18 protein-coding genes and 1 pseudogene are annotated in these 21,409 nt (G+C 74.2%); 12 read left to right on the forward strand and 7 right to left on the reverse strand.

Annotated elements, in window-relative coordinates; all coding sequences use genetic code 11:
- Positions 1-5: 5 nt before the first annotated feature.
- The gene (locus CFP65_RS42040; protein WP_305778248.1) at positions 6-3,230 is read right to left on the reverse strand and encodes a BTAD domain-containing putative transcriptional regulator; all 3,225 of its coding nucleotides are present in this window, start codon (positions 3,228-3,230) and stop codon (positions 6-8) included.
- A 314-nt stretch (positions 3,231-3,544) separates the two neighbouring features.
- Here CFP65_RS42040 and CFP65_RS41770 point away from each other — a divergent pair, with 314 nt between their 5' ends.
- The 4 genes from CFP65_RS41770 to CFP65_RS07895 all read left to right on the forward strand — a co-directional run bounded on the left by CFP65_RS41770 (position 3,545) and on the right by CFP65_RS07895 (position 10,503).
- The gene (locus tag CFP65_RS41770; protein WP_256387263.1) at positions 3,545-3,679 is read left to right on the forward strand and encodes a hypothetical protein; all 135 of its coding nucleotides are present in this window, start codon (positions 3,545-3,547) and stop codon (positions 3,677-3,679) included.
- Between the two features lie 232 nt (positions 3,680-3,911).
- Positions 3,912-7,238, forward strand: coding sequence for a lantibiotic dehydratase (locus tag CFP65_RS07885; protein WP_104815415.1), 3,327 nt, complete (start codon positions 3,912-3,914; stop codon positions 7,236-7,238).
- Positions 7,235-8,566 (forward strand): lanthionine synthetase C family protein, encoded by a 1,332-nt coding sequence (locus CFP65_RS07890; protein WP_104815416.1) that lies wholly within the window; start codon positions 7,235-7,237, stop codon positions 8,564-8,566. Before CFP65_RS07885 ends, CFP65_RS07890 begins: the two co-directional genes overlap by 4 nt.
- 242 nt (positions 8,567-8,808) lie before the next feature.
- Positions 8,809-10,503 (forward strand): ABC transporter ATP-binding protein, encoded by a 1,695-nt coding sequence (locus CFP65_RS07895; protein ID WP_254552282.1) that lies wholly within the window; start codon positions 8,809-8,811, stop codon positions 10,501-10,503.
- A gap of 26 nt (positions 10,504-10,529) precedes the next feature.
- Here the strand turns inward: CFP65_RS07895 and CFP65_RS07900 are convergent, their stop codons facing one another.
- Positions 10,530-10,895: a hypothetical protein gene (locus CFP65_RS07900; protein WP_104815418.1), complete on the reverse strand. Its 366-nt coding sequence runs from the start codon at positions 10,893-10,895 to the stop codon at positions 10,530-10,532.
- A 198-nt stretch (positions 10,896-11,093) separates the two neighbouring features.
- Here CFP65_RS07900 and CFP65_RS07905 point away from each other — a divergent pair, with 198 nt between their 5' ends.
- The 3 genes from CFP65_RS07905 (at position 11,094) to infA (ending at position 12,791) form a co-directional block, all read left to right on the forward strand.
- On the forward strand, positions 11,094-11,516 hold the full coding sequence (locus CFP65_RS07905) for a glyoxalase/bleomycin resistance/extradiol dioxygenase family protein (protein WP_104815419.1): 423 nt from the start codon (positions 11,094-11,096) through the stop codon (positions 11,514-11,516).
- Between the two features lie 180 nt (positions 11,517-11,696).
- Positions 11,697-12,503 (forward strand): GNAT family N-acetyltransferase, encoded by an 807-nt coding sequence (locus CFP65_RS07910; RefSeq protein ID WP_104815420.1) that lies wholly within the window; start codon positions 11,697-11,699, stop codon positions 12,501-12,503.
- Between the two features lie 63 nt (positions 12,504-12,566).
- Positions 12,567-12,791, forward strand: a complete 225-nt coding sequence (infA, locus tag CFP65_RS07915) for a translation initiation factor IF-1 (RefSeq protein ID WP_104815421.1) — start codon at positions 12,567-12,569, stop codon at positions 12,789-12,791.
- Between the two features lie 30 nt (positions 12,792-12,821).
- On the opposite strand, the gene CFP65_RS07920 is transcribed toward infA, so the two are convergent.
- Positions 12,822-13,649 carry an SGNH/GDSL hydrolase family protein gene (locus CFP65_RS07920; protein WP_104815422.1) on the reverse strand — a complete coding sequence of 276 codons (828 nt, stop codon included), beginning with the start codon at positions 13,647-13,649 and terminating at the stop codon, positions 12,822-12,824.
- Between the two features lie 155 nt (positions 13,650-13,804).
- Here CFP65_RS07920 and CFP65_RS07925 point away from each other — a divergent pair, with 155 nt between their 5' ends.
- Together CFP65_RS07925 and CFP65_RS07930 are read left to right on the forward strand one after the other, a co-directional pair.
- Entirely contained in the window at positions 13,805-14,287 is a 483-nt protein-coding gene (locus CFP65_RS07925; protein WP_104815423.1) for an SRPBCC domain-containing protein, read from the forward strand.
- Positions 14,288-14,466: 179 nt separating this feature from the next.
- Positions 14,467-15,375 carry a GNAT family N-acetyltransferase gene (locus CFP65_RS07930; RefSeq protein WP_104815424.1) on the forward strand — a complete coding sequence of 303 codons (909 nt, stop codon included), beginning with the start codon at positions 14,467-14,469 and terminating at the stop codon, positions 15,373-15,375.
- Positions 15,376-15,564: 189 nt separating this feature from the next.
- Here CFP65_RS07930 and CFP65_RS07935 read toward each other — a convergent pair whose 3' ends face one another.
- A complete protein-coding gene (locus CFP65_RS07935) occupies positions 15,565-16,584 on the reverse strand; it encodes a YafY family protein (RefSeq protein ID WP_104815425.1) in 1,020 nt (339 codons plus the stop codon).
- Positions 16,585-16,749: 165 nt separating this feature from the next.
- Between CFP65_RS07935 and CFP65_RS07940 the strand changes: the two genes are divergently transcribed.
- The gene (locus CFP65_RS07940) at positions 16,750-17,436 is read left to right on the forward strand and encodes an alpha/beta fold hydrolase (protein WP_104815426.1); all 687 of its coding nucleotides are present in this window, start codon (positions 16,750-16,752) and stop codon (positions 17,434-17,436) included.
- Positions 17,437-17,688: 252 nt separating this feature from the next.
- A complete protein-coding gene (locus tag CFP65_RS07945) occupies positions 17,689-18,252 on the forward strand; it encodes a hypothetical protein (RefSeq protein ID WP_104815427.1) in 564 nt (187 codons plus the stop codon).
- A 156-nt stretch (positions 18,253-18,408) separates the two neighbouring features.
- Here CFP65_RS07945 and CFP65_RS07950 read toward each other — a convergent pair whose 3' ends face one another.
- Positions 18,409-18,933: a hypothetical protein gene (locus CFP65_RS07950; protein ID WP_158702084.1), complete on the reverse strand. Its 525-nt coding sequence runs from the start codon at positions 18,931-18,933 to the stop codon at positions 18,409-18,411.
- A gap of 179 nt (positions 18,934-19,112) precedes the next feature.
- Between CFP65_RS07950 and CFP65_RS42450 the strand changes: the two genes are divergently transcribed.
- On the forward strand, positions 19,113-19,601 hold the full coding sequence (locus tag CFP65_RS42450) for an ADP-ribosylglycohydrolase family protein (protein ID WP_104815429.1): 489 nt from the start codon (positions 19,113-19,115) through the stop codon (positions 19,599-19,601).
- Here CFP65_RS42450 and CFP65_RS07960 read toward each other — a convergent pair.
- Complete coding sequence (locus CFP65_RS07960) at positions 19,547-20,440, reverse strand: N-acetyltransferase (protein ID WP_158702085.1); 894 nt, start codon at positions 20,438-20,440, stop codon at positions 19,547-19,549. The two genes, CFP65_RS42450 and CFP65_RS07960, sit on opposite strands and share 55 nt — an antisense overlap.
- Before the next feature lie 473 nt (positions 20,441-20,913).
- Positions 20,914-21,273: pseudogene (locus CFP65_RS07965) on the reverse strand (winged helix-turn-helix transcriptional regulator); the annotation flags it as partial.
- Positions 21,274-21,409: the final 136 nt, after the last annotated feature.

Below are 21,409 nucleotides of genomic sequence, written 5' to 3' on the forward strand. Positions count from 1 at the left end.
CGGGCTCAGCGCTCGGCGGGGAGCGCCACCAACTCACCGAGCAGGGCCGCCGTCTCGGCCGCGTCGGGCAGGCCGAGCCGTTCGAAGATGCCGTGGGCCTCGGCCAGCCGTTCGCGGGCGACGGCCCGGTCGCCGAGTTCGGCGAGGGCCCGGCCGAGCACCAGCAGCGCGTACCCCTGGTCGCGCTGCCCGCCGGTCTCCACGGTGATCGCCAGGGCCACCTCGGCCTCCTCGACCGCCCGGGCCGGTTCGCCGAGCGCCCGCAGGGTGTCGGCCAGCCGCACCCCGGCCAGCGCCTCCCGCTCCCGCCGGCCCGCCTCGGCAGCCAGCCGCCGGCACTCGCGGTACCGGTCGGCCGCCTCCTGGTAACGGCCCAACCCGTGCAGGGCCAGCCCGAGCACGTAGAGCGTGTACGCCGTCCCGGCGGTGTCGCCCAGTGCCCGCACCTCGGCGAGCAGCCGCTCGCAGGTCTGTGCCGCCTCGGCCGCCCGGCCGTGCCGCACCCGGGCCAGCGCGGCGTTGACCGCACTGGTCACCGCCCCCGAACGGTGGCCGAGTTCGAGGGCCAGCGCGACCGACTCCTCGAAGCAGCGGATCGCCTCCTCGTTGTGCCGCAGCGTCTGGGCGATCAGCCCCAGGTCGTTGAGCACCTGCCGCAGCATCACGGTGTCGCCCGCCGCCCGGCTGGCCTGCTCGGCCAGCCCGGCCTCCGTCCGGGCCTCGTCCAGCCGGGTCGCCGCCAGCAGGCTCCCGCAGAGCAGGAACCGGGCCCGCCCCTCCGCGAACCGGTCGCCGCTCAGCGTCACGGCCCGCACCAGCGCCCGCACCACCGACTCCAGCCGACCGGCCAGCGCACCGGGCCCGAACGGGCTCAGCGCGATCAACAGGTCTGCCACGGACCGCAGTTGCGCCACGTCGGCGGGTGCACTACCCGCCCCGGCCACCCGCCCGGCCAGGCCGATCGCCCCCGGCCCCTCCGCCCGCGCCCAGGCCCGCGCCGCCGCCAGGTCCGCCAGCACCGGCCCCCGGCCGGCCGCACCCCGCCCCGCCCCGAGCGCCCCCGCCACCGGATCGCCCGGCACCGCGAGCTGGAACGCCGCCCGGGCCCCGGCCAACAGGTGGTCCAGCAGCCGCCCGCGCGCGGCCGCCGCCTCGCTCCCAGCCGCTTCGCTCCTGGCTGTCGCGCTCCCGGCTGCCCCGCTTTCGGTTGCCCCGCTTTCGGTTGCCCCGCTTTCGGTTGCCCCGCTTTCAGCTGCGGCACCGACGCTCAGCAGACCCGTGCCCGCCGGGGCTCCGCTCGCCTCGCTCCCGTCCGCCCCGGCCCCGCCCGTCGCCGCAGACCCCGCCCGGGCCACGGACACCACCTCCGAGGTCCGCCGGGCGAAGCCCCGCAGCAGGTCGTGGTAGCGGTAGCGCCCGGCGGAGAGCGAGTCGAGCATCGCCGCGTCGACCAGCGCCTCCAGCAGGTCCTCGGCCGCCGCCTCCGGCAGGTCGAGCAGCGCGGCGGCGGCGCCGAGCCCGAGATCGGGGCCCTCGGCCCAGGCGGCCAGCCGGAACGCCCGGGCCTGGTCCGGCGCCAGCTGGCGGTACCCCAGCTCGAAGGCCGCCTCCACGGCCAGGTCGCCCACCCGCAGTTCGTCGATCCGGCGCTGCTCGTCGGCCAGCCGCGCGCTCAGGTCGGCGATGGTCCAGCGCGGCCGGGCCGCGAGCCGCGCGGCGGTGATCCGCACCGCGAGCGGCAGCCGGCCGCAGGCCGCCACCAGGGCACCGGCCGCCTCGGGCTCGGCGGCCAGTCGGGGTGCCCCGATCACCCGGCCGAGCAGGTCGACGGCCTCCGGCTCGGTGAACACGTCCAGGTCGAGCTGGACGGCCGTCAGCAGACTGGTCGGCCTGGTCCGGCTGGTGACCAGCGCGCCGCAGCCCGCCGCACCGGGCAGCAGCGGCCGGATCTGCGCACTGTCCCGGGCGTTGTCCAGCACCACCAGCAGCCGTCGCCCGTCGGTGATCGACCGGAACAGCGCGGACCGGGCCGCCGTGCCCTCCGGCACCGCCTCCGGCCGGGTGCCGAGCGCGACCAGGAAGCCCGCCAGCACGTCCTCGGCGCTGGCCGGCAGCGGGTCGGATCCGCGCAGGTCCACGTACAACTCCCCGTCCGGGAAGGCCTCCCGGACGCGGTGCGCCGCGTACACCGCCAGCGCCGTCTTGCCGACCCCGCCCATCCCCACCACCGCGACCACCGGCAGGGCGTCCCGGCCGTCGGCCGTCAGCGCCGCCCGGATCTCCTCCACCTGTGCCGTCCGACCGATGAAGTCGCTTGGTGCGGCCGGCAGTTGGGCCGGACGTGGCAGCCCGCTCCGGGCCGGCTCACGCCTGGACGGCACGGAGGGCAGATCGGCCACCACCAAAGAAACCGACGGCACGTCAACTTCTACTGCGCCATGAGCTGTTGAATGCTCTCCCTCCGCACTCTCCTCGCCACCCAGGATCCGCCGGTGCAACTCGGTCAGCTCCGGGCCCGGCTCCACCCCCAGCTGGTCGATCAGCAGTTCGCGCACCCGCCGGAAGGCCGCGAGCGCGTCCGCCTGCCGGCCGCTGCGGCTCAGCGCCCGCATCAGCAGTCCGTGCGGGCGTTCGCGCAGCGGCTGCTCGATGGTCAGCGCGGTCAGCTCCGGTACGCAGCGGGCGGACCGCCCGAGGGCCAGGTCGAGCGCGATCCGCTCCTCCAGCAGGGTGAGCCGCAGCTCGTCCAGCCGGTTGCGCTGCCGCTCGGCGTACGGGCCGGGGATGCCCGCCAGCGGTTCGCCCTGCCAGAGGTCCAGCGCCTGGTTGAGCAGCTCCCGGGCCTGGGCGGGCCGGCCCGCCGCCGCCTCGGCCTCGGCCCGGGCCGCCAGCCGTTCGGCGCACTGCGCGTCCACCGCGCCGGGCGGCAGCACCAGGCGGTAGCCGTCGCCGAGCGAGAGCAGCACGGCGGGTGCGTCGCGCTCCGGCTGGAGCAGCTTGCGCAGCCGCCAGGCGTAGGTGCGCACGGTGGTGGTGGCGGCCTGCGGCGGCTCGTCGCCCCAGAGCGCGTCGATCAGGTCGGCGGCGCCGGCCGCCCCGCCGGGGCGCAGCAGCAGGACGGCCAGCATGGCCTGCTGCTGGGGGCTGCCCAGGTGCAGTGCGGTGTCGCCACGGCGGCCGCGCATCGGTCCGAGCACCCAGAAGCCCAGGTCCGCCGATCCGTCCTGCACTGAAGCCCCCCAGCTCCGACCGCGGGTCCCGCGATCTTCGGTCGTCCGTCCGTGTGTCGCACAGGCTAAACGGTCCACGCGACAAAAACCGCCCCCCGAATGCCGGGGGTCGACGCACCGTCGACGCCGGATCGACGGCCGGTCGGCTCGGGGCTGATCCGCGGTCGATCTGCCGTCGATCGCAGGTCGATCGGCTGTTGATCGCCTCCGCCTAACTTTTCTCTTGTCGGAGCGGCGCACAGCCTCCGGAACACCGGAGAACAGCGGCCACCGGCAAGGATCTACCCCCATCACCTCATCGAAAGGCGAATGCCATGAGCGAGATCCTCGACCTCGACGTCACCGAGATCACCACCTCCGCCCAGGAGGAGACCGAGGCCCAGGACGGCGCCGCGAACACCTCGTGGCCGTACTCCTGCACCTCGACCCGCAACTCGCGCTGCTGCTGAACAGCTGAACACCGCCCAGGGTGCGACGGCCCGACCCCTCGGGCCGCCGCACCCGGCGTCTGCGTCTCACCCCCCCCGGGGCGCCGCCCCCGTTGACCCCCGAGGCGCCGCCCCGCCCGCCGACCGCGCCGCTCACCGCCGGCGGGCCCCCGTCCCCCGATCGAGCCCCGCACGACCGCCCGCCCGCACCCGCAGCACTGCCACCCGCTTCGCTCCCCGAGGAGAGCCCACCATGTCGGACGTGCCGACCTTCGCCTGTGGCGAGGTCGCCCTGCTGCGAGCCGCCGTCCGGCCGGCTCGCCCCCTGGCCGACCCCGCCGCCAGCACTCCCGCCACCGAGGCGCACCGGCCCGGTGCCCCCGACACTCCTGGCTCGGCTGACCTGGACCGGCTCCGCGCCGCCCTCGCCGACCCCCTCCTCCGGGAGGCCGTCGCCGTCTCCAGCCCCTCCCTCAGCCGAGTGCTCGACCAGGTGGAGGCCGGACGGACGGTGAAGGCCAAGCAACTGCGCCGGGCCGCCCGCGCCGTCACCCGGTACCGCCTGCGGATGTCCGACCGAGCCACCCCGTTCGGCCTGATGGCCGGGGTGGCCACTGCCCGTTTCGCCGAGACCGCCGGGGCTCCGAGGGCAACGCGACGGTCCGACCGTGCCACCGACCCGGGCACCTGCACCGTCCGCTGGGGCGACCACCCCCGCAAGGTGGCCCGGCCCGACCAGGAGTGGCTGACCGGTCTGGTCGCCGCGCTGGAGCGGGAGCCGGCCGTGCTGCGCGGCCTGCGGGTGAAGGCCAACGAGCTCTGCCGCCGCCGCGGCGACCGCCTGGTGCTGCCGTACCTGCCGGTGCCCGGCAACGAGCAGCGGGCGGCCTGCCGCGAGCTGTCCATCCGGTACACCGCGGCGATCCGCACCGTGCTGGAGGCCGCCGCCGGCTCACCGACCTGGTCCGAGCTGAACCGGGCCGTCACCGTGGCCCACCCGCAGGTGGACACCGCCGCCGTGGACTGGCTGCTCGGCGAACTGGTGCGCTCCCAGGTGCTGTTGACCGACCTGCTGCCGTCGACCGAGGCCACCGATCCGATCGGCCACCTGATCACCCGGCTGACCGGCCCCGACGGCGCTCCGACCCACCCGGCCACCGCCGAACTCCTGGCTATCCGAGCCGAGTTGACCGCCTACCAGCTCACCGCCCCGGGCGAGGGGCTGCCCGCCTGGCGCGCGCTCACCGCGCGGATGCAGCGGCTGCACCCGGCCGAGCGGCTGGTCCAGGTCGACCTCGGCCTGGACGTGGAGGTGCAGCTGCCGCCGGTGCTCCGCGCCGAGCTCGAGCGGGCCGCCCAGGTGCTCTGGACGGTCACGGCCGGCCGGCCCGGCCCGGCCCATCTGCGGCAGTACCACGCCGACTTCATGGAGCGCTACGGGCTCGGCCGGGCCGTCCCGCTGCTCGAACTGCTCGACCCGGAACTCGGCCTCGGCGCCCCGGCCGGCTACCGCATGCCGCACAGCACCCGGGTCCTGCACCCGGAGACGGTGGTCGACCAGCGGGACGAGCTGCTGCTCGGGCTGGCCCAGCGGGCCGCCGCCGCCGGCGAGCGCGAGGTGCTGCTGGACGAGGAGTTGCTGGCCCGGCTCGCCGGCACCGGCACCCCGCCGCCCTCGCTCGACCTGCTGGTGCAGGTGCGCTCGGACTCGCCCGAGGCGCTCGCCGCCGGTGAGTTCACCCTGGTGGTGAACGGGGTCGGCGCGATCGCCGGGGCGATGGCGGGCCGCTTCGCCCAGGTGCTCGGCGAGCCGGGCCGCGCGCTCGGCGACACCGTCCGCACCCTGCCGACCGACAACCCCCGTGCGATCCGCGCCCAGTTGACCTTCCGCACGCCGCGCGCCCACCCGTCCAACGTGGCCCGCACCCCGCTGCTGCTGCCGCACCGGATCGCGCTGGCCGAGTACACCGACCCGGATTCCGGCGTGCTCGACCTGGCCGACCTCTCGGTGGTGGCCGACCACGAGCGGCTCTCGGTGCACTCGCGCCGGCTGGGCCGCGAGGTGGTGCCGACCGTGCCACACATGCTCGCCACCGACATCCACGCGCCCAACGCCGCCCGGCTGCTCGACGAGCTCTCGCGCGGCGGCGAGGGCCTCTGGCCGCGCTGGCGCTGGGGCTCCGCCGAGTCGCTGCCCTTCCTGCCCCGGATCCGGTACCGCCGCACCGTGCTCAGCCCGGCCCGCTGGCGCCCGGAGGAGCCCGAACTGCGCAGCTCCACCGCGAGTTTCGAGCAGTGGTCGGCCCGGCTCGACGAGTGGTGCCGCCACTGGCGGATCCCCCAGGTGGTGCAGAGCATGACCGAGGACCAGCAGATCACCATCGATCTGACGGACCTCCACCACCGTGAGCTGCTCCGACAGGAGTGGCTCGGCAGCGGCGAGGTCGTCCTCCAGGAGCTGCCCGAGACCGGCTCCGGCTGGCTCGGCGATCCGGCCACCCCGGCCGGCCGGGTCAACGAGCTGGCCTTCCCGCTGGTCCGCCGCTCCCCCGGCACGGCCACCGAGCCCTCCGTCGCCCCCGCCCGGGGCCGCACGGTGTACGGCCCGGGCTCGCGTTGGCTGTACGCCAAGCTGTACTGCTCCACCGTCCGCCAGGACGAGGTGCTGAGCCGGGAACTGCCCGAACTCCTCGCCGCCCTCCCGCCGGAGGTGGACCGCTGGTTCTTCCTCCGCTACCTCGACCCGGCCCCGCACCTGCGGCTGCGCTTCCACGGCGACCCGGCCGCGCTCAACTCCCGCCTGCTGCCAGCCCTCTCCGCCTGGGCCGAGCGGCTGGCCGCCACCGGCGTGATCGAACGCCTCGTCCTGGACAGCTACGAGCCGGAGTTGGAGCGCTACGGCGGCCCGGCCGCCATCGCGGCGGCCGAACGGGCCTTCGCCGCCGACAGCCGCTCCTGTCTGACCCAGCTTCGCCTGCTGCGCGAACGCACCCTCCCGGTCGACCCGTTGGTCCTGGTCGCCGCCAACTACGTAGACATGGCGGCGCAGTTCGGCGACCCGAGCCTGCTGCACCGGCTGTACCGCGCCACCGAGCGGCACGAACTCTCCCCCGCCGTCCGCGAACAGGCCCGCGCCCTGATCGACCCGGACGGCCGGTGGACTGGGCTCGCCGCCCTCCCCGGCGGCAGCGAACTCCTCACCGGCTGGGCCGAACGGGCCGCTGCCCTGGCCGACTTCCGCGCCCACCTGGACGAGAGCTGGTCCGATTCGGACACCGCCCTCTCCGCCCTGCTCCACCTGCACCACAACCGTCTGATCGGCACCGACCGCACCGCCGAGGAGCGCTCCCTGGCCCTGGCCCGCCGCACCGTCCGCGCTCACCAGGGCCGCCTCGCCGCCCTGGCCTCCGCCGGCCCTTCAGATCCCACCACCTCCGCCCCTGTCCCCACTTCCACCCCTGCCGCTGTCCCCACCTCCGTCCCTGTCCCCACTTCCGCCCCCATCCCTGTCTCCGCCTCCGCCTCCGCCTCCGCACCCATTCCTGTCTCCGCCTCCGCTCCAGTGGGAGCCTCCGCATGACCACCCTCGCCTCGCTGCGCGAGCGGGCCGCCACCGCAGTGGCGGCCACCGCCGAACGCCTCGCCGATCCCGATCGGGTCGCCGCCGCCCTCGCCTCGGTAGGCCGTCACTGGGCGCCGTACGGCCTGGCCGACGGCGCCCCGGGGCTGGCCCTGCTGCACGCCGAACTCGCCCGGCACCCCTCGCCCGTCCCCGCGCCGGAGCGGCCCGGGGCACCCGTTCTGGTCCGCGCCAACCCCTACCGGGCGGCCGCCCACGCCTGGCTCGGCGCCGCATCGCGCGGGGCCAAGACCACCGGCAGCGGGCTCTACGACACCGTGCCCGCGCTGTTCTTCGCCCTCTCCGCCGCCGCCACCGGGCCCGAGGACTACGCCCCGGCCCGAGCCCACCTGCACCGGCAGACCGTCATCCTGGCCGACCGCCTGACCGACCGCGAGCACCACCGGATCGAGGGCCGCACCGGCTGCACCACCCTCGACTCCTACGACCTGGTCTCCGGCCTGGCCGGCCTGGGCGCCCTGCTGCTCACCCAGGACCACCTGGACGCCACCCCCGATCCGCTGCACCGCCTGCTCTCCGCCCTGGTACTGCTCACCGAGCCGGTGGCCGGCCGCCCCGGCTGGTGGGTCGCCCAGACCCCGCACGACTACGGCACCGTGGACCCGTCCCTCGGCCACGCCAACCTCGGCCTGGCGCACGGCATTCCGGGGCCCCTCGCCCTGCTCGCCCTGGCCTGGCAGCAGGGGGTCCGGGTGCCGGGCCAGGACACCGCGATCCGCCGGATGGCCGAGTGGCTGCTCCAGCAGACCCGCCACGACCAGGCCGGCCCCTGGTGGCCGACCGTGCTGGAGGAGGGCATCGACCCGGACCGCACCCCGGGCCGCCCCTCCTGGTGCTACGGCTCCCCCGGCATCGCCCGCGCCCTCCAACTCGCGGGCCTCGCCCTGGACGTACCGGGCTGGCGCGCCACCGCCGAGACCGCCGCACTGGCCGCCGTCACCCGCGCCACCGACCCGGGATTCGAGCCCCTCACCGACGCCGGCCTCTGCCACGGCTGGGGCGGCCTGCTGCACTGCACCTGGCGGATCGCCCAGGACGGACACCACGGGCTTCTGGCCGACCAGTTGCCCACCCTCGCCACCCGCCTGCTCGAACTCGTCGAACCGGCAGGCCCGTTCGGCTTCCGTCCACCCCGCACCCGGAACGGCTGGACGGACGACCCGGCCGGCTTCCTCACCGGCGCCGCCGGAGCCGCCCTCGCCCTGCACACCTTCGCCACCGACCTTGCCCCCGACACCACTTGGGACCGCGCCCTCCTCCTCGCCTGAAACTCGCTCACCCGACGCACACTCGCCCGAAGCCCACCCGCCGGCCGGCCCGAGCCCCCTGCCCCCTTACCCCCTGCCCTCACCCGACGCCCCTCGCCGTCCCGTTCGCCCGACGACACCAGCTCTCCTGCTCACCCGACGGCCCGACGGCCCGACGAAAGGCCCGCCCGATGACCCCACCCGCCGCACCACCCCGTGCCTGGCGACTGCTAGCCGCACAACTCAGGCCGCAGCGCGCCAAGTTGGCTCTGGCCGGCGGCCTGAGCCTCGCCGGCGGCCTGGTCGGCCTGGTGCAGCCCGTCGCGGCCCGATCGGTGCTCGACTCACTGACCGCGCACCGGCCGGCGGCCGACTCCGCCGCGCAGTTGGCCGGGGTGATGCTGGCCGGGGTGGCGCTCAACGCGCTGGGCACGTACCAGTTGCAGCTGGTGGCCGAGAGCGTGGTGCGGCGTTCGCGCAGCGGCCTGGCGGCCCGGCTGCTGCGGCTGCCGGTACCGGAGTTCGACCGCCAGCGGTCCGGCGACCTGATCTCCCGGGTCACCTCCGACACCACCCTGCTGCGCGCCGCCACCGCACAGGCGCTGGTGGGATCGGCCACCTCGGCGCTGCTGATCCTCGGCGCGGTGGCCGCGATGCTGCTGCTCGACCCGGTGCTCTGCGCCGTGACGGTCGGTGTACTGGTCCTGGTCGCCCTGCTCTCCGGCTTCCTGATGCCCAGGGTCCTGCGTGCCGCCAAGTCGGCGCAGACCGTGGTGGGCGAGCTCGGCGCCCTGCTCGACCGCGCCTTCGGCGCCTTCCGTACGGTCAAGGCCAACGGCCTGGAACCGGAGTTGACGGCGCAGACCACCAACGCGGCCGAACGCGCCTGGGCCGGCGGCACCCGAGCGGCGGTCTGGGAGACGGTCAACGAGGCGATCTCGGGCCTGGCCGTCCAGCTCGCCTTCCTCGCCGTGCTCGGCCTTGGCGCCTCCCGAGTGGCGAGCGGCCGGCTCGACGTCACGGCCCTGATCAGCTTCCTGCTCTACCTGGTCTACCTGAGCCCGCTGCTCACCCAACTGGTGGCCGGCATCAGCCTGCTGCAGCGCGGCCTGGCCGCCGTCGAGCGGATCGCCGAGGTCGAGCGCCTCCCGATCGAGCCACTGGCCCCGCGCCCCACCACCCCACCGTCCGCCGCACCTTCTTCCTTCTCCTCTTCCTCCCCGGCCCGGATCACCTTCGACCAGGTCGAGTTCCGCTACCCGGACCGCGACCAGCCGGTCATCGCCGGGCTCTCCCTCGACCTGCCCGCCGGCGGCCTGACCGCCCTGGTCGGTCCGTCCGGCGCGGGCAAGAGCACGCTCTTCGCGCTCCTGGAACGGTTCTACGAGCCGACCGCCGGCCGCCTCACCCTGGACGGCCGCGACCTGCGGCACTGGCCGCTCACCGAACTCCGGTCCGCCATCGGTTACGTGGAGCAGGACACCCCGGTGCTCGCGGGCACCTTGCGGGAGAACCTCTGCCTCGGCGCCCCGGCCCCGGTCTCCGACACCGAGCTGCACCGGGTGCTCACCCTCACCCGCCTCGACCAGCTCGCGGCCACCCTGCCCGCCGGCCTGGACACCCAGCTCGGCGAACGCGGCCGGGCCCTCTCCGGCGGCCAGCGCCAACGGGTCGCCATCGCCCGCGCGCTGCTGCGCCGCCCCCGCCTCCTGCTGCTCGACGAGCCCAGCTCCCAGCTGGACGCGGCCAACGAGCAGGCCCTGCGCGAGGCGATCACCGAAGTCTCCCGGCACACCACCGTCCTGGTGATCGCCCACCGCCTGGCCACCGCCACCGACGCCGACCGGATCGTCGTCCTGGAGGCCGGCCGGATCCGCTCGGTCGGCACCCACCTCGACCTGCTCGACCAGGACGACCTCTACGCCGCCCTGGCCCGCACTCAACTCATCGCCGCCTGAGCACTATCGGGCGTCCGCCGCGATCCTCACCGCTCGACCTCTCCCCCGGGCCGGTACTCCCGGGTCACCTCGATCGGCCCGACGATGTGCCGATTGAACTCCTCCAACTCCTCTGCGGGCACCCAGAGTTCGAGGATCGTCCGACCGCCCGCCTGCTGCACCGGGTACCGGTCGAGGAACTCCGTCTCCACCTCGAACCGGGTGACGTACCCGACCCCGGAGGCCGGCACGTTCCAATCCCGGGCGATCCGGATCGCATAGTCCTCGTTCAGCACCGGGTAGAAGATCGGCTGATCGGGCAGCCGCGGCGGCCAGGCCCGCCAACCGGCCTCCGCCACCAGCGCCAACTCCTCCGGCCCGGTCGGACGCCAGAGCGTCGTGGTCTGCCGCACCTCACTCCTCCTCCATCGCCACTCCCGGGCCGGCTCTGGCCCACCACCCAAACTATCCCCTCCCCGCATCCCTCCCCACCAGCGGATATCCCTCATCCACCGCACCCGCTCCGCCCACCGGCCTAGGTCCCGCGACGATCACCCGCCCCACCCCCGGCCCGATGCCCACGGCTTCCCCCACCGCCTACGGTCGTCCCCATGAAGATCCCCGAGCACCACCGCCAGACGGTCATCCCGCACATCCTGGTCGCCGACGCCGCCGAGGCCATCGCCTTCTACACCGCGGCCTTCGGCGCCACCGAACTCTTCCGCCTCCCCGGCCCGAACGGCACCATCCCCCACGCCGAACTCCGCATCCAGGGCTCGACCGTGATGCTCGGCGACACCGAGACCCCGCCCACCGACCCCACCACCCCGCCCCGCGTCCTGCTCCACGTCTACGTCCCCGACGTGGACACCCTCACCGCCCAAGCCACCACCGCGGGAGGCGAGTTGGTCCACCCGCCCACCGACATGCCGTACGGCGCCCGCCAGTCGACCGTCCGCGACCCCTTCGGCCACCTCTGGTACCTGCTCACCCCCACCACCCACGGAACCGACGCCCCGCACCCCGCCGAATAAATCGGTTGGCCCCGCCCCGGGGCCTTGATAGCGTTCAACCCGCCGTGACCAAGACCGAGGAGGTGAGACCCGTGAACGCGATGACCCATGGGTGCTCCCCCTCTCCCACACGGCCGGGCAGCTGACACAGCCGCCGCCGGGAGCACCCTCACACGAGGCACTCCTGAAAGGCAGACGGCCATGAACACTTCTCCCGTCACCCCTGTCACTCCCGTCCCGAGCGAGCTCCCGGCGCTCGTCACCCGCGTCTCCGACAGCGAGTGGCACGCCTTCGCCGACGGCGCCCTGGTCGGCCAGGCCGACGCCGTCCACCGCCCCGACGGCCGGCTCTTCGTGAGCATCGACGCCTGGCAGAGCACGGTCTTCGACCAGCTGGCCGAGGCGGTCGTGGCCGGCCTGCCGAGGCCGATCCACGCGGTGGCCGACGCCGAGGACACCGAGCTCCTCGCCGCCTGGCAGCGCGCCGGGTTCGCCACGGTGCGCCGCGAGACCGAGTACCACCTGCCCACCGACCCGCAGCTCACCGGCCTCGGCTCGGCCCCGCTCCCGCCCGGAGTGACGATCCTGCCGGTCGGGGCGGCCGAGGAGGCCCCGCTGCGGGAGCTCGACCGGGCGATCCGCCCCGAGATCGAGGCCGGTCTCGGCTGGCGCTCGATGCCGGTCGAGGTGCTGCCCCGCCCGGCCGGGGTCACCGTGGTCGACCCGAGCAAGTACGCCGTGGCCGTGCGCGACGGCGTGTACGTCGGCATGCTGCGGCTGGCGCCGGTCCCCCGTCGACCCCGGATCGGCCTGCTGGCCGTCCGGGCCGACCACCAGCGCCAGGGCATCGCCCGCGCCCTGCTCAGCGAGACCCTCGGCGCGCTCCACCGCGCCGGCACCGCCACGGCCTACGCCGAGGTCGACGAGACCAACGCCCCGGCCGCCGCCCTGTGCGAGCAGCTCGGCGCCCGCCGCGCGGGCCGCACCTTCGAACTCGCCCTCCACTGACACCCGCACGCCGGATGCGCGACGCGCATCCCCATCAGACGTTCCAGACCTGAGGAGACAGCCATGAAGACTTCGAAATCCGGTGCCATCGAGACGGAAGGCACCGTCGTCGAGTGCCTGCGCAGTGCCAGCTTCACCGTGGAGCTGGAGAACGGGCACCGCGTGCTCACCCACGTGAGCGGGAAGATCCGCAAGCACCACATCAAGATCCTGCCGTACGACCGGGTGCTGGTGGAGATCAGCCCGTACGACCTGACCCGCGGCCGGATCGTCTTCCGCTACCGGTAACCCCTCCAGCCGCGCGGACCCGGGCCGGGCTCAGCTCTCGTACGGGAGCAGCTCGGCCCGCTTGGGCGGGCGCCCGTCGCCGGAGGAGCGGCCGGTGAGGCGGCGGCCCAGCCACGGGCCGAGGTGCAGCCGCAGCCAGTGCAGGTCGGCGCGGATCCGCTCGGCCCGGCCGCGCGGAGCGGCGGGCGGCAGCGGGGCGCGCCAGTCGAACCCGGCCGGCCGCCCGAGCGCCTCCAGCACGGCGGCGGCCACCCGGCGGTGCCCCTCGGGGGAGAGGTGCAGCCGGTCCTCGTCCCAGAGCCGGCGGTCGTCGAAGCAGGGCGCGGAGAACAGGTCGACCACCCGCAGCCGCGGGTGCTGCTTGGCCAGGCCCTCCACGTACCCCTTCATCCGCAGGATCGCCGGGAGCAGCCGAGCGCTCCCGGCGAGCCGCCGGGTCGGGTCGGTGCTGGTGAACATCACCACCGTCCCCTCGCCTGCACCTCCCGCCAACAGCGTCTCGGCCGCGGCCCCGAGCAGCCGCTCCACCTGCTCGATGTCGCACCCCGGCCGCAGCACGTCGTTCAACCCACCGGCCAGCGTGACGAGTTCGCCGCCCATCGCGGCAGCGTCGGCGATCTGCTCGCGGTGGATCTGCCCGATCAGCTTGCCCCGCACGGCGAGGTTGGCGTACCGGAACTCCTCCCCCGGCCGCTCGGCCGCGAGCGCAGCGGCGACCCGGTCGGCCCAGCCCCGGTAGTGCCCGTCCGGCAGCAGCTCGTCGCACATGCCCTCGGTGAAGGAGTCCCCCACCGCGACGTAGCTACGGAAGACGGGTCGGAACTGCTCGGCACCGGCGGCGGTGGTCTCGTTGTCCATCCCCCGATCTTCGCAGGCCCGCCGAGTGACGGCGTCGCCCCCCTGAATCCCGATCGCGGCGCACCGCCCCAAATCGGTTGTACTTTACACCCAAAACCTGCCACCCTTACTCCGCCCACCCCCTTCCTCCTTCCCTTACCCTCCACGAGGCCGCCATGCTCTCCGACGCCATCACCAACCAGCTCGTGATCGAGGCCACCCCCGAGCGGGTCTGGTCGGTGCTCACCGATCCGGCGTTCCTCGGCAGCTGGTTCGGCGACGGCGAGCCGGCCACCCCGGTCGAACTGGACCTGCGCCCCGGTGGCCCGTTCCTGCTCCCGCACCACGACCACGGCCAGGTCTCCGCCCGGTTCGAACGGACCGAGCCACCGCACCACCTCTCCTGGCGCTGGTCCCGGGGCCCGGCCACCCAGATCCCCGCCGAGCACAACTCCACCCTCGTCGAGTTCACCCTCGCCCCGTTCGCCGGCCGCGCCGGCTGCACCCGCCTCACCGTGATGGAGACCGGTTTCATCCGCCTCGCGGTCCCCTTCGACGAAGCCGACGCCCGCCGCCAGGCCACCGCCCGCAGCTGGCCCCCGAAGCTCGCCCACCTCCACCGGACCTGCGAAGCCCCACCCGCCATCACCCCGCACTGACCCGTCCCGCCCCCGTCCGTCCCACCCATCCGCCCCCGTCCCGCCCCCGTCCGTCCCACCCATCCGCCCCCGTCCGCCCTCGTCCGTCCCACCCGTCCGGAGCAGTCCGCCCTCCCCGTTCCACCCGCTGCCGCCGACCGGCCGAAATCCCGTGGCGGACCGTCAGCTCCACTGCTTGGATGCCGGACGTGACCTCCCTCCACCACACCGCCCCCGCCGCCTCCTCCCCCGCCGATCTCCCCTCCTCCCCGCAGGACCTGCTTCACCGGATCGAGTCCTACTACGACGCGGTCCCGCGCAACGGCGCCCGCCTGGAGTCCTTCGGACCCCTCTCCCTCTTCGTCCGGGTCGGCCCCGGCGGGCCCTACTACGCGCGGCCGACGTTGGACTGGCCGACCACGGCCACCGCCACCGACGTCGCGGCGGTCCGGGCCCGGCAGCGGGAGCTGGGGGCGCCCGAGGCCTTCGAATGGGTCGCCGAGACCACGCCGGGGCTGCGCGCAGCGGTGGAGGAGTCCGGCCTGGTGGTCCACGAACACCCGCTGATGGTCCACGACCCGAACGCCGCCACCCCCGACCTGCCCGACCTCGCCAAGGGCATCTCCCTGGCGGACGGCAGCAAGGCGATGCTCCGGATACTCGGCCCGCTGGACGCGGCGCTGGCCAGCGCACTGGCCGTCCCGTGGACGGCCTTCGCCGAACCGGGCACCGCCATCGGCACCGCCGGCCCGGCCGAACTCACCGCCCAGGTCCTCGCCCGCACCGCCGACGGCACCGTCACCCGCATGGCCCAACGCATCGAGGCCGGCCACACCGTGATCGCCGCCGCCCTCGCCGACGGTCTGGCCCTCTGCAGCGGCCAGCATCAACCCGTCGGCCACGTCACCGAAATCGTCGGCGTCGGCACCCTCCCCTCCGCCCGCCGCCGCGGCCTCGCCCAGGCCGTCACCGCCACCCTCCTCGCCGACGCCCGCACCCGAGGCATCCCCACCGTCTTCCTCACTGCCAGCGACGAAGCCGTAGCCCACATCTACGCCCGCCTCGGCTTCCGCCGCATAGCCACCGCCCTCATCGCCGAACCCGCCTGACTTCCCCGGCTCCCCGGCTCGCCGGCTCGCACCGGCCCGGTCGGCCGCGCCGGGCCGGTTCGCGCCGGGCCGACGAACCCTCAGGCCCACGCCCCCCGGGGAGCCTTCACTCGCCGTCCACGCCCCGGACCGGATCCAAGCCGATCTGGTCCGGTCCGGTCCGGTCGCGATGTCGTTCCGCACCCGCTGTCATTCCGGCCCAGCCGTGGTTCCGGAAACGGCCGTGGCTCCGGAAACGGCCGTGGTTCCGGAAACGGCCGCGCCGAGGCGGGCCGCCAGGGCCGCCACCGCCTCCCGCAGCTCCGTCCCGCCCAGGATCCGGAAGGCATGAGGGATCGCCGCAAGCCACTCCTGCGCGTACATCGCCGGATTGCGGGTGCTGCCGACGAGCACGCAGTGCTCTCCCCTCGCCCCGACGGGTTCGAGCCGTCCCATCGCTGGTTCGACCCACGGGGCGACCTGCTCCACCGGTGCGTAGAACAGCACGCGAGTGGGATAGGCCCACCCGGTGCCCAGGTTCTCCTCCAACAGTGCGACCGGGTCGAGGTGCTCCGGCATCCGGAACCGGACGGCGGTCTCCTCGGCTGCCAGTACCCGGTCGACCCGGTAGGTGCGCACGGCGTCCGCACGATGGGAGTGGCAGAGCAGGTACCAGCGCGCCCGGCGCACCACGACCGCCCACGGGTCGACCTCGGCCTGCCACTGGTTGCCGGCCTCGCTCCGGTAGGTGATCACCAGCCGTCGCCGGGACGCGATCGCGTCCACCAGGGTGCTCGTGACGGCGGGATCGGCGTAGGCCGCACTCGGATCGGGCGCCGCAGCGGCGTGCTCGCGCAGCGCCGCCGCCTGACGCCCGATCTGCTCGGGCAGCGCCTGGATGACCTTGCCCAGGGCCGAGCCGACCAGGTTCCCGGGATCGGTGGCGGCGGGCCTGGCGTCGAGCACCGCCATCACCAGGCCGAGTGCCTCGCTCTGGGTGAAGCTCACCGGCGGCAGCCGGGTCCCGCACCGCAGCCGGTAACCCCCGTGCGGGCCGCGCACGGAGTCCACGGGAATGCCGGCCTCCCGCAGGATCGCGACGTAGCGGCGGGCGGCGCGATCGGTCACCCCGAGCTTCTCCGCGAGCTGCTCGGCGGTCGTGCCGGGCCGGGTCTGCAGGATCTCCAGGGTGCGCAGCGCGCGGGCGGTGGGGCTGGTAGCGGTCTCCACCCGGAGAGCGTAGGCGGCTTACGGATGATCAGGAAGTCGATCGTCCTGAACTGCCCCTAGCCTGGGAACACACCTGGTCGGACCCTGGTCGATCAAGGCCGCGCCCGACGGCGCTACGCCTCCTACCGTCCCTGCCCCGACCTCGACTTGGAAGTGAGTCTCACTGTGGACATCCTGCTCATCGGCGGCCTGTGGCTGGACGGCACCGCCTGGGACGCGGTGGTACCCGCCCTTGAGGCGCTCGGGCACCGCCCGCAGGCCGTGACCCTGCCGGGCCAGGGCGACGGGCGTTCGTCCGCCACGCTCGACGACCAGGTGGCGGCGGTCCTCGCCGCCGTCGACGAAGCGGCGGAGCCGCCGCTGATCGTGGCGCACTCGGCCGCCTGCACCCTCGGTTGGCTGGCTGTCGACGCCCGCCCGGACCGGGTGGCCAAGCTGGCGCTGATCGGCGGCTTCCCGAACGGGGACGGTCAGCCGTACGCCGACTTCTTCGAGATCCGCGACGGCGCCATGCCCTTCCCCGGCTGGGGCCCGTTCGAGGGAGCGGACAGCGCCGACCTGACCCCGGAACATCGGCAGCGCATCGCAGCCGAGGCCATCCCCGTCCCCGAGCAGGTGGCCAACGGCGTGGTCCGGCTGACGGACGAGCGCCGCTACGAGGTCCCGGTGGTGGTGATCTGCCCTGAGTTCACCCCGGCACAGGCCCGCGAATGGATCGCCGCCGGCGAGGGGCCTGAACTCGTCCGGGCCGAGCGGGTCGAGTTCGTCGACATCGACTCCGGCCACTGGCCGATGTTCACCAAGCCGGCCGAACTCGCCCGTCTCCTCGACGAGACGGCCTCCCGAAGCTGAAACGACCGGGGAACCCACCTCGACGAGGACGGCACGCCCAGGGCCGCTTCCTCTTCAGCAGGACGGCCGAACTCTTCGAGGACCACGGCCACACCCGCGTCCGCCGGGTCGCCAAGCACTTCTGGACCATGTGCAGGCAGGTGGCCCCTGCCTGAACGGCGCGCGCCGCCACCAGCAGGCGATCACCTCCTCCTCCCGTCGTCCCCACTGCCGGCCCACCCGCTGCCGCCTCGACGGCCTAGACTCGCGCCGGTGCGCCCCGAGACACCCCACCCGCCGAGCGTCGCTCCGGCCACCCGAGCCCCCCTCCTCTTCCTGGACGTGGACGGCCCCCTCAATCCGTACGCCGCGCAGCCGGAACGACGCCCGGCCGGGTACACCACCATCCGCGTGCCCCGCGCGGAACCCGGCGATGCCTACGGCCGGCACCGGCCCCTACGCGTCTGGCTCAACCCCGACCACGGCCGGGAACTCCTGGCCCTCGGCTTCGAGCTCTGCTGGGCCACCACCTGGATGGACCTGGCCAACCGATGGATCGGCCCCACCCTCGGCCTGCCCGAACTCCCCTTCGTCGACTTCGGTACGGACCTCTTCACCGAACGCCCCGACGGCGTCCACTGGAAGACCGACCACCTGATCGCCCACGCCGCCGGCCGCCCCTTCGCCTGGGTCGACGACAAACAGGCCCCCGTCGATCACACCCACGTCACCACCCACCACCAGGCTCCAGCCCTCCTGCACCACGTCAACCCCCGCCTCGGCCTCCGCCCCACCGACTTCGCGACCCTCGCCGCCTTCGCCACCACCCACAGCTGACCCCCACCTGACCGGTTCCGTCGTCACCTGACGGAACCGGTCAGGTGGGGGTCAAGCCGCACCACGAGCAGTGCAGCAGCGACTCCGCTCCGCCCACCAGGCGGCACTGCGTCTCGCCCTCGCCCCGAACCGGACAGCACCCCACAGGCCGCCCTATCAGAGCCGCGCCACGATCGAACGGGCCAGCACCATCAGCTTGGCCTGGGCAAGGAGCCCGGCGTTGTCGTCCACGGTGTAGCTCGTGTACGTCACGGCGAAGGCCGCCGTGCCGGAGTCCACCGAGAGCCTGCCACCGCCCGAGACGGGCTCGTAGACCGCGAGATCGCCGATGCCCCCCACGTTCACCGCCTTGCCCGGGATGGCCGACAGCTCCACCTTGTGCGGCAGGCCGCTGACGGTGATCATGCGCGTGCGGGAGGCGTCCCAGTAGTTGCAGTTGCTGTACGAGGGGGCTTCGACGACCTCGCTGCTGCCTGCGAGGGGGTGCCCCAAGGCCTCCTTCACCTGGTCGTCGGTCGCGAGGGTGCAGGGCGACAGAACCCGGGTCTTCGGGATGGACGGTGCGCTGGAGGTGGACTGCGGAGTGTCGACGTGGCACTGCGAGGTGAGGTAGCCGAGAACGAGGAGAATGCCGGCCAACAGCATCCGCGGCCCAGCCCCCCAACGGAAGTTCGTGGTCACGACCGGCCCCCGGCCGCCCACACGGCGACACCCGGCAGTCGGAGAGCGGTCGGTGCACAGCATCTGCTCATGGGGCATCTCCTTGGTGACTCGGCCGACGTACGAGAAATCGACGCACCGGAAGCCAAGTTGACAGCGCGTCAACTTCTCTACGGGCCATCCAGACTACGTCAGCCAAGATGAATTCATCTACCCATTTCATCCACTACGGCTCATCGGCAGGAGCTCTCCGCCCCCGCACAACCCACCCGTCCGGTGGGACCGTCGAGGCGGCGATACGGGCCGCGCCGCTGGGCGCTTGGGGCTGCGAGGACTTGGACGAGGCGGCGGAGCAGGCCGCCTTCTCCGCCGAGGCCACCCACGCCCACCCGGGCAGGATCGCGGGCGCGGTGACCACGGCACTCGCCGCCGCCCTGGCCGCGCGCAGCCGGAACCGGCCCACGCCAACCCCGCCGACAAGGCCACCGAGTAGAACCCGACCGTGCCGACTCCTCAGGCCGAGTTGCAGCAAGAGCAAGAGCAGGCTGAACCCGGCCTGCCCCTGCCGGCCACCGCACGACGGAGCCGGGGACAGGCAGACCCGCCCCCGGCAGGCGTCACAGCGCGGCGGGCGTCACAGCGCGGCGGGTGGGGCCGAGAGGACGATACGGGAGCCGATGTCCTGGTAGCCGGCGCGGCGGAAGGCGGCGGCCATGGGGGTGTTGGCCGCGTCGGTGTCGGCGCGGATGCGGATGGCGCCGCGCGTGGCGTGGGAGCGGGTGATCTCGGCGAGGAGTTCGTCGGCGAGGCCTTGGCCGCGGAGTCCGGGGAGGACGCCCAGGTAGCCGACCACCGGGCCGGCGCCGTTGGCCGAGGGGATGGCGAAGCCGGCGGGGTGGCCGTCCGGGGTGAGGGCGATGCGCCACCAGGAGCGGTCGCCGGGCATGGTGAGGTAGCTGTCGAGGGTGTCTCGGGCCTGTTGGGCCGGGTCGGCCGAGCCGGAGGCAAGGCGGGTGGAGTCGTCCAGGCTGCCTTCGGCGACGCGGCGGAACAGCTCCACGAACACCTCGTCGCGCGGCTCGGCCGCGAAGCTCAACCGGGCCCCGCCCACCGGGGTCGGGACGGCAGCCTCCACCCCTGGCCGCCACTCGAACCGCAGCCGGTGCAACTCCTCACCGAGCCCGGCGTCCCGGGCAGCGGCCAGCCGCCACCGCAGGCCCGCCGGCGGTGATACAGGCGAGCCCGCCCCCAACTCGGGCGTAGCGGCGACCGATCCAGGCGCGGCCACCCCGCCCGGCGGAAGTATCAGGTGGTATTCGGGAGCCGTACCGAAGGCAGCGTGCGCCGCACGGAGCAGCTCCGCCCCGAGCGCAACCGGATCGGGCACGGCCTCGCTCACCCAGAGGCAGTCGAGCGCGAGCGGCTCGGGTGATTCGGGGAAGGCCCACCAGACGGCCCGGGCGAGCAGCTGCCCGTCGGCGGCCTCGGCCACCCAGGTGCGCTCGTGCCGGTACTCACCGGTGGCCAAGCCGGCCCGGTACGCGGCGGGATCGACCCGGTCGAACGGGGCCGCGGGCGCGCAGGACAGCAGGCGGGGAAGATCGGGCTCAACAGTCGGGCGGTACAACACAACTGCCTCCAGGCAGTCGGGCCGGCACCCCCGTACGGCGGCGGCTCAACCCCGCAGGGTCGGCGCACCGCCCGGAAGCACCGAGCGGACGGAAACAGAACAACGGCTACTCACTCGGCACCTCCTTCTCACTCGTCTCGTTCACATGCCCATGCGTTCGACAGTGCACCGAACAGCCAGCTGTGCCCGAAGCTAGACGCCTGCCAGCTGACGCGTCAACAGTTTTTCCGCCACCTTCACCCGCTCGGAGCAGCGGAAACGGAAACCTCCACCGCACCGACGCCGTCCTCGGACCCGCCCCCGGCTCCGGACGCGCCCCCGGACGCACCCCCGGAGACGTCGGCCCCGACCCCGACCCCGGCCCCGGTCACCCAGTGCCCCCGCACCGCATCCGTCGGCCGCTGCTCCCCCAGGGCGCCGAGCCCCCACTCCCCCAGCGCGGCCACCACCTGACGCAGGGCCACTCCACGCTCGGTGAGCTCGTAGACCGTCGCATTGGCGGGCCGTTCCAGGCGGCGCCGCACGACCAGCTCCTCCGCCTCCAGCTGCTTCAGCCGGGCGGCGAGGATGTCGGTGCTGACGCCGGGCAGGTCGGCGTGCAGGTCGGTGTAGCGGCGCGGGCCGCCGAGGAGTTCACGGACGATCAGGAGGCTCCAGCGCTCCCCCACAGCGTCCAGGGCCCGGGCGACGGCGCAGTACTGGTCGTAGCTTCGGCGTGACTGGCGTGACATGCCGATCAGCATAACCAAAAGGTTGGACTTTCCAAGTGGATACTTGGTAGAACAAAGCAACCAGAGCAGCAGGTTGCGAACAGCGAGCACCACGCGGCGGGCACGAGCGGCGGGCCGACCAACGGCACGCGGCAGG

Origin of the sequence: Kitasatospora sp. MMS16-BH015 (assembly GCF_002943525.1) — a bacterium.
GTDB lineage: Bacteria > Actinomycetota > Actinomycetes > Streptomycetales > Streptomycetaceae > Kitasatospora.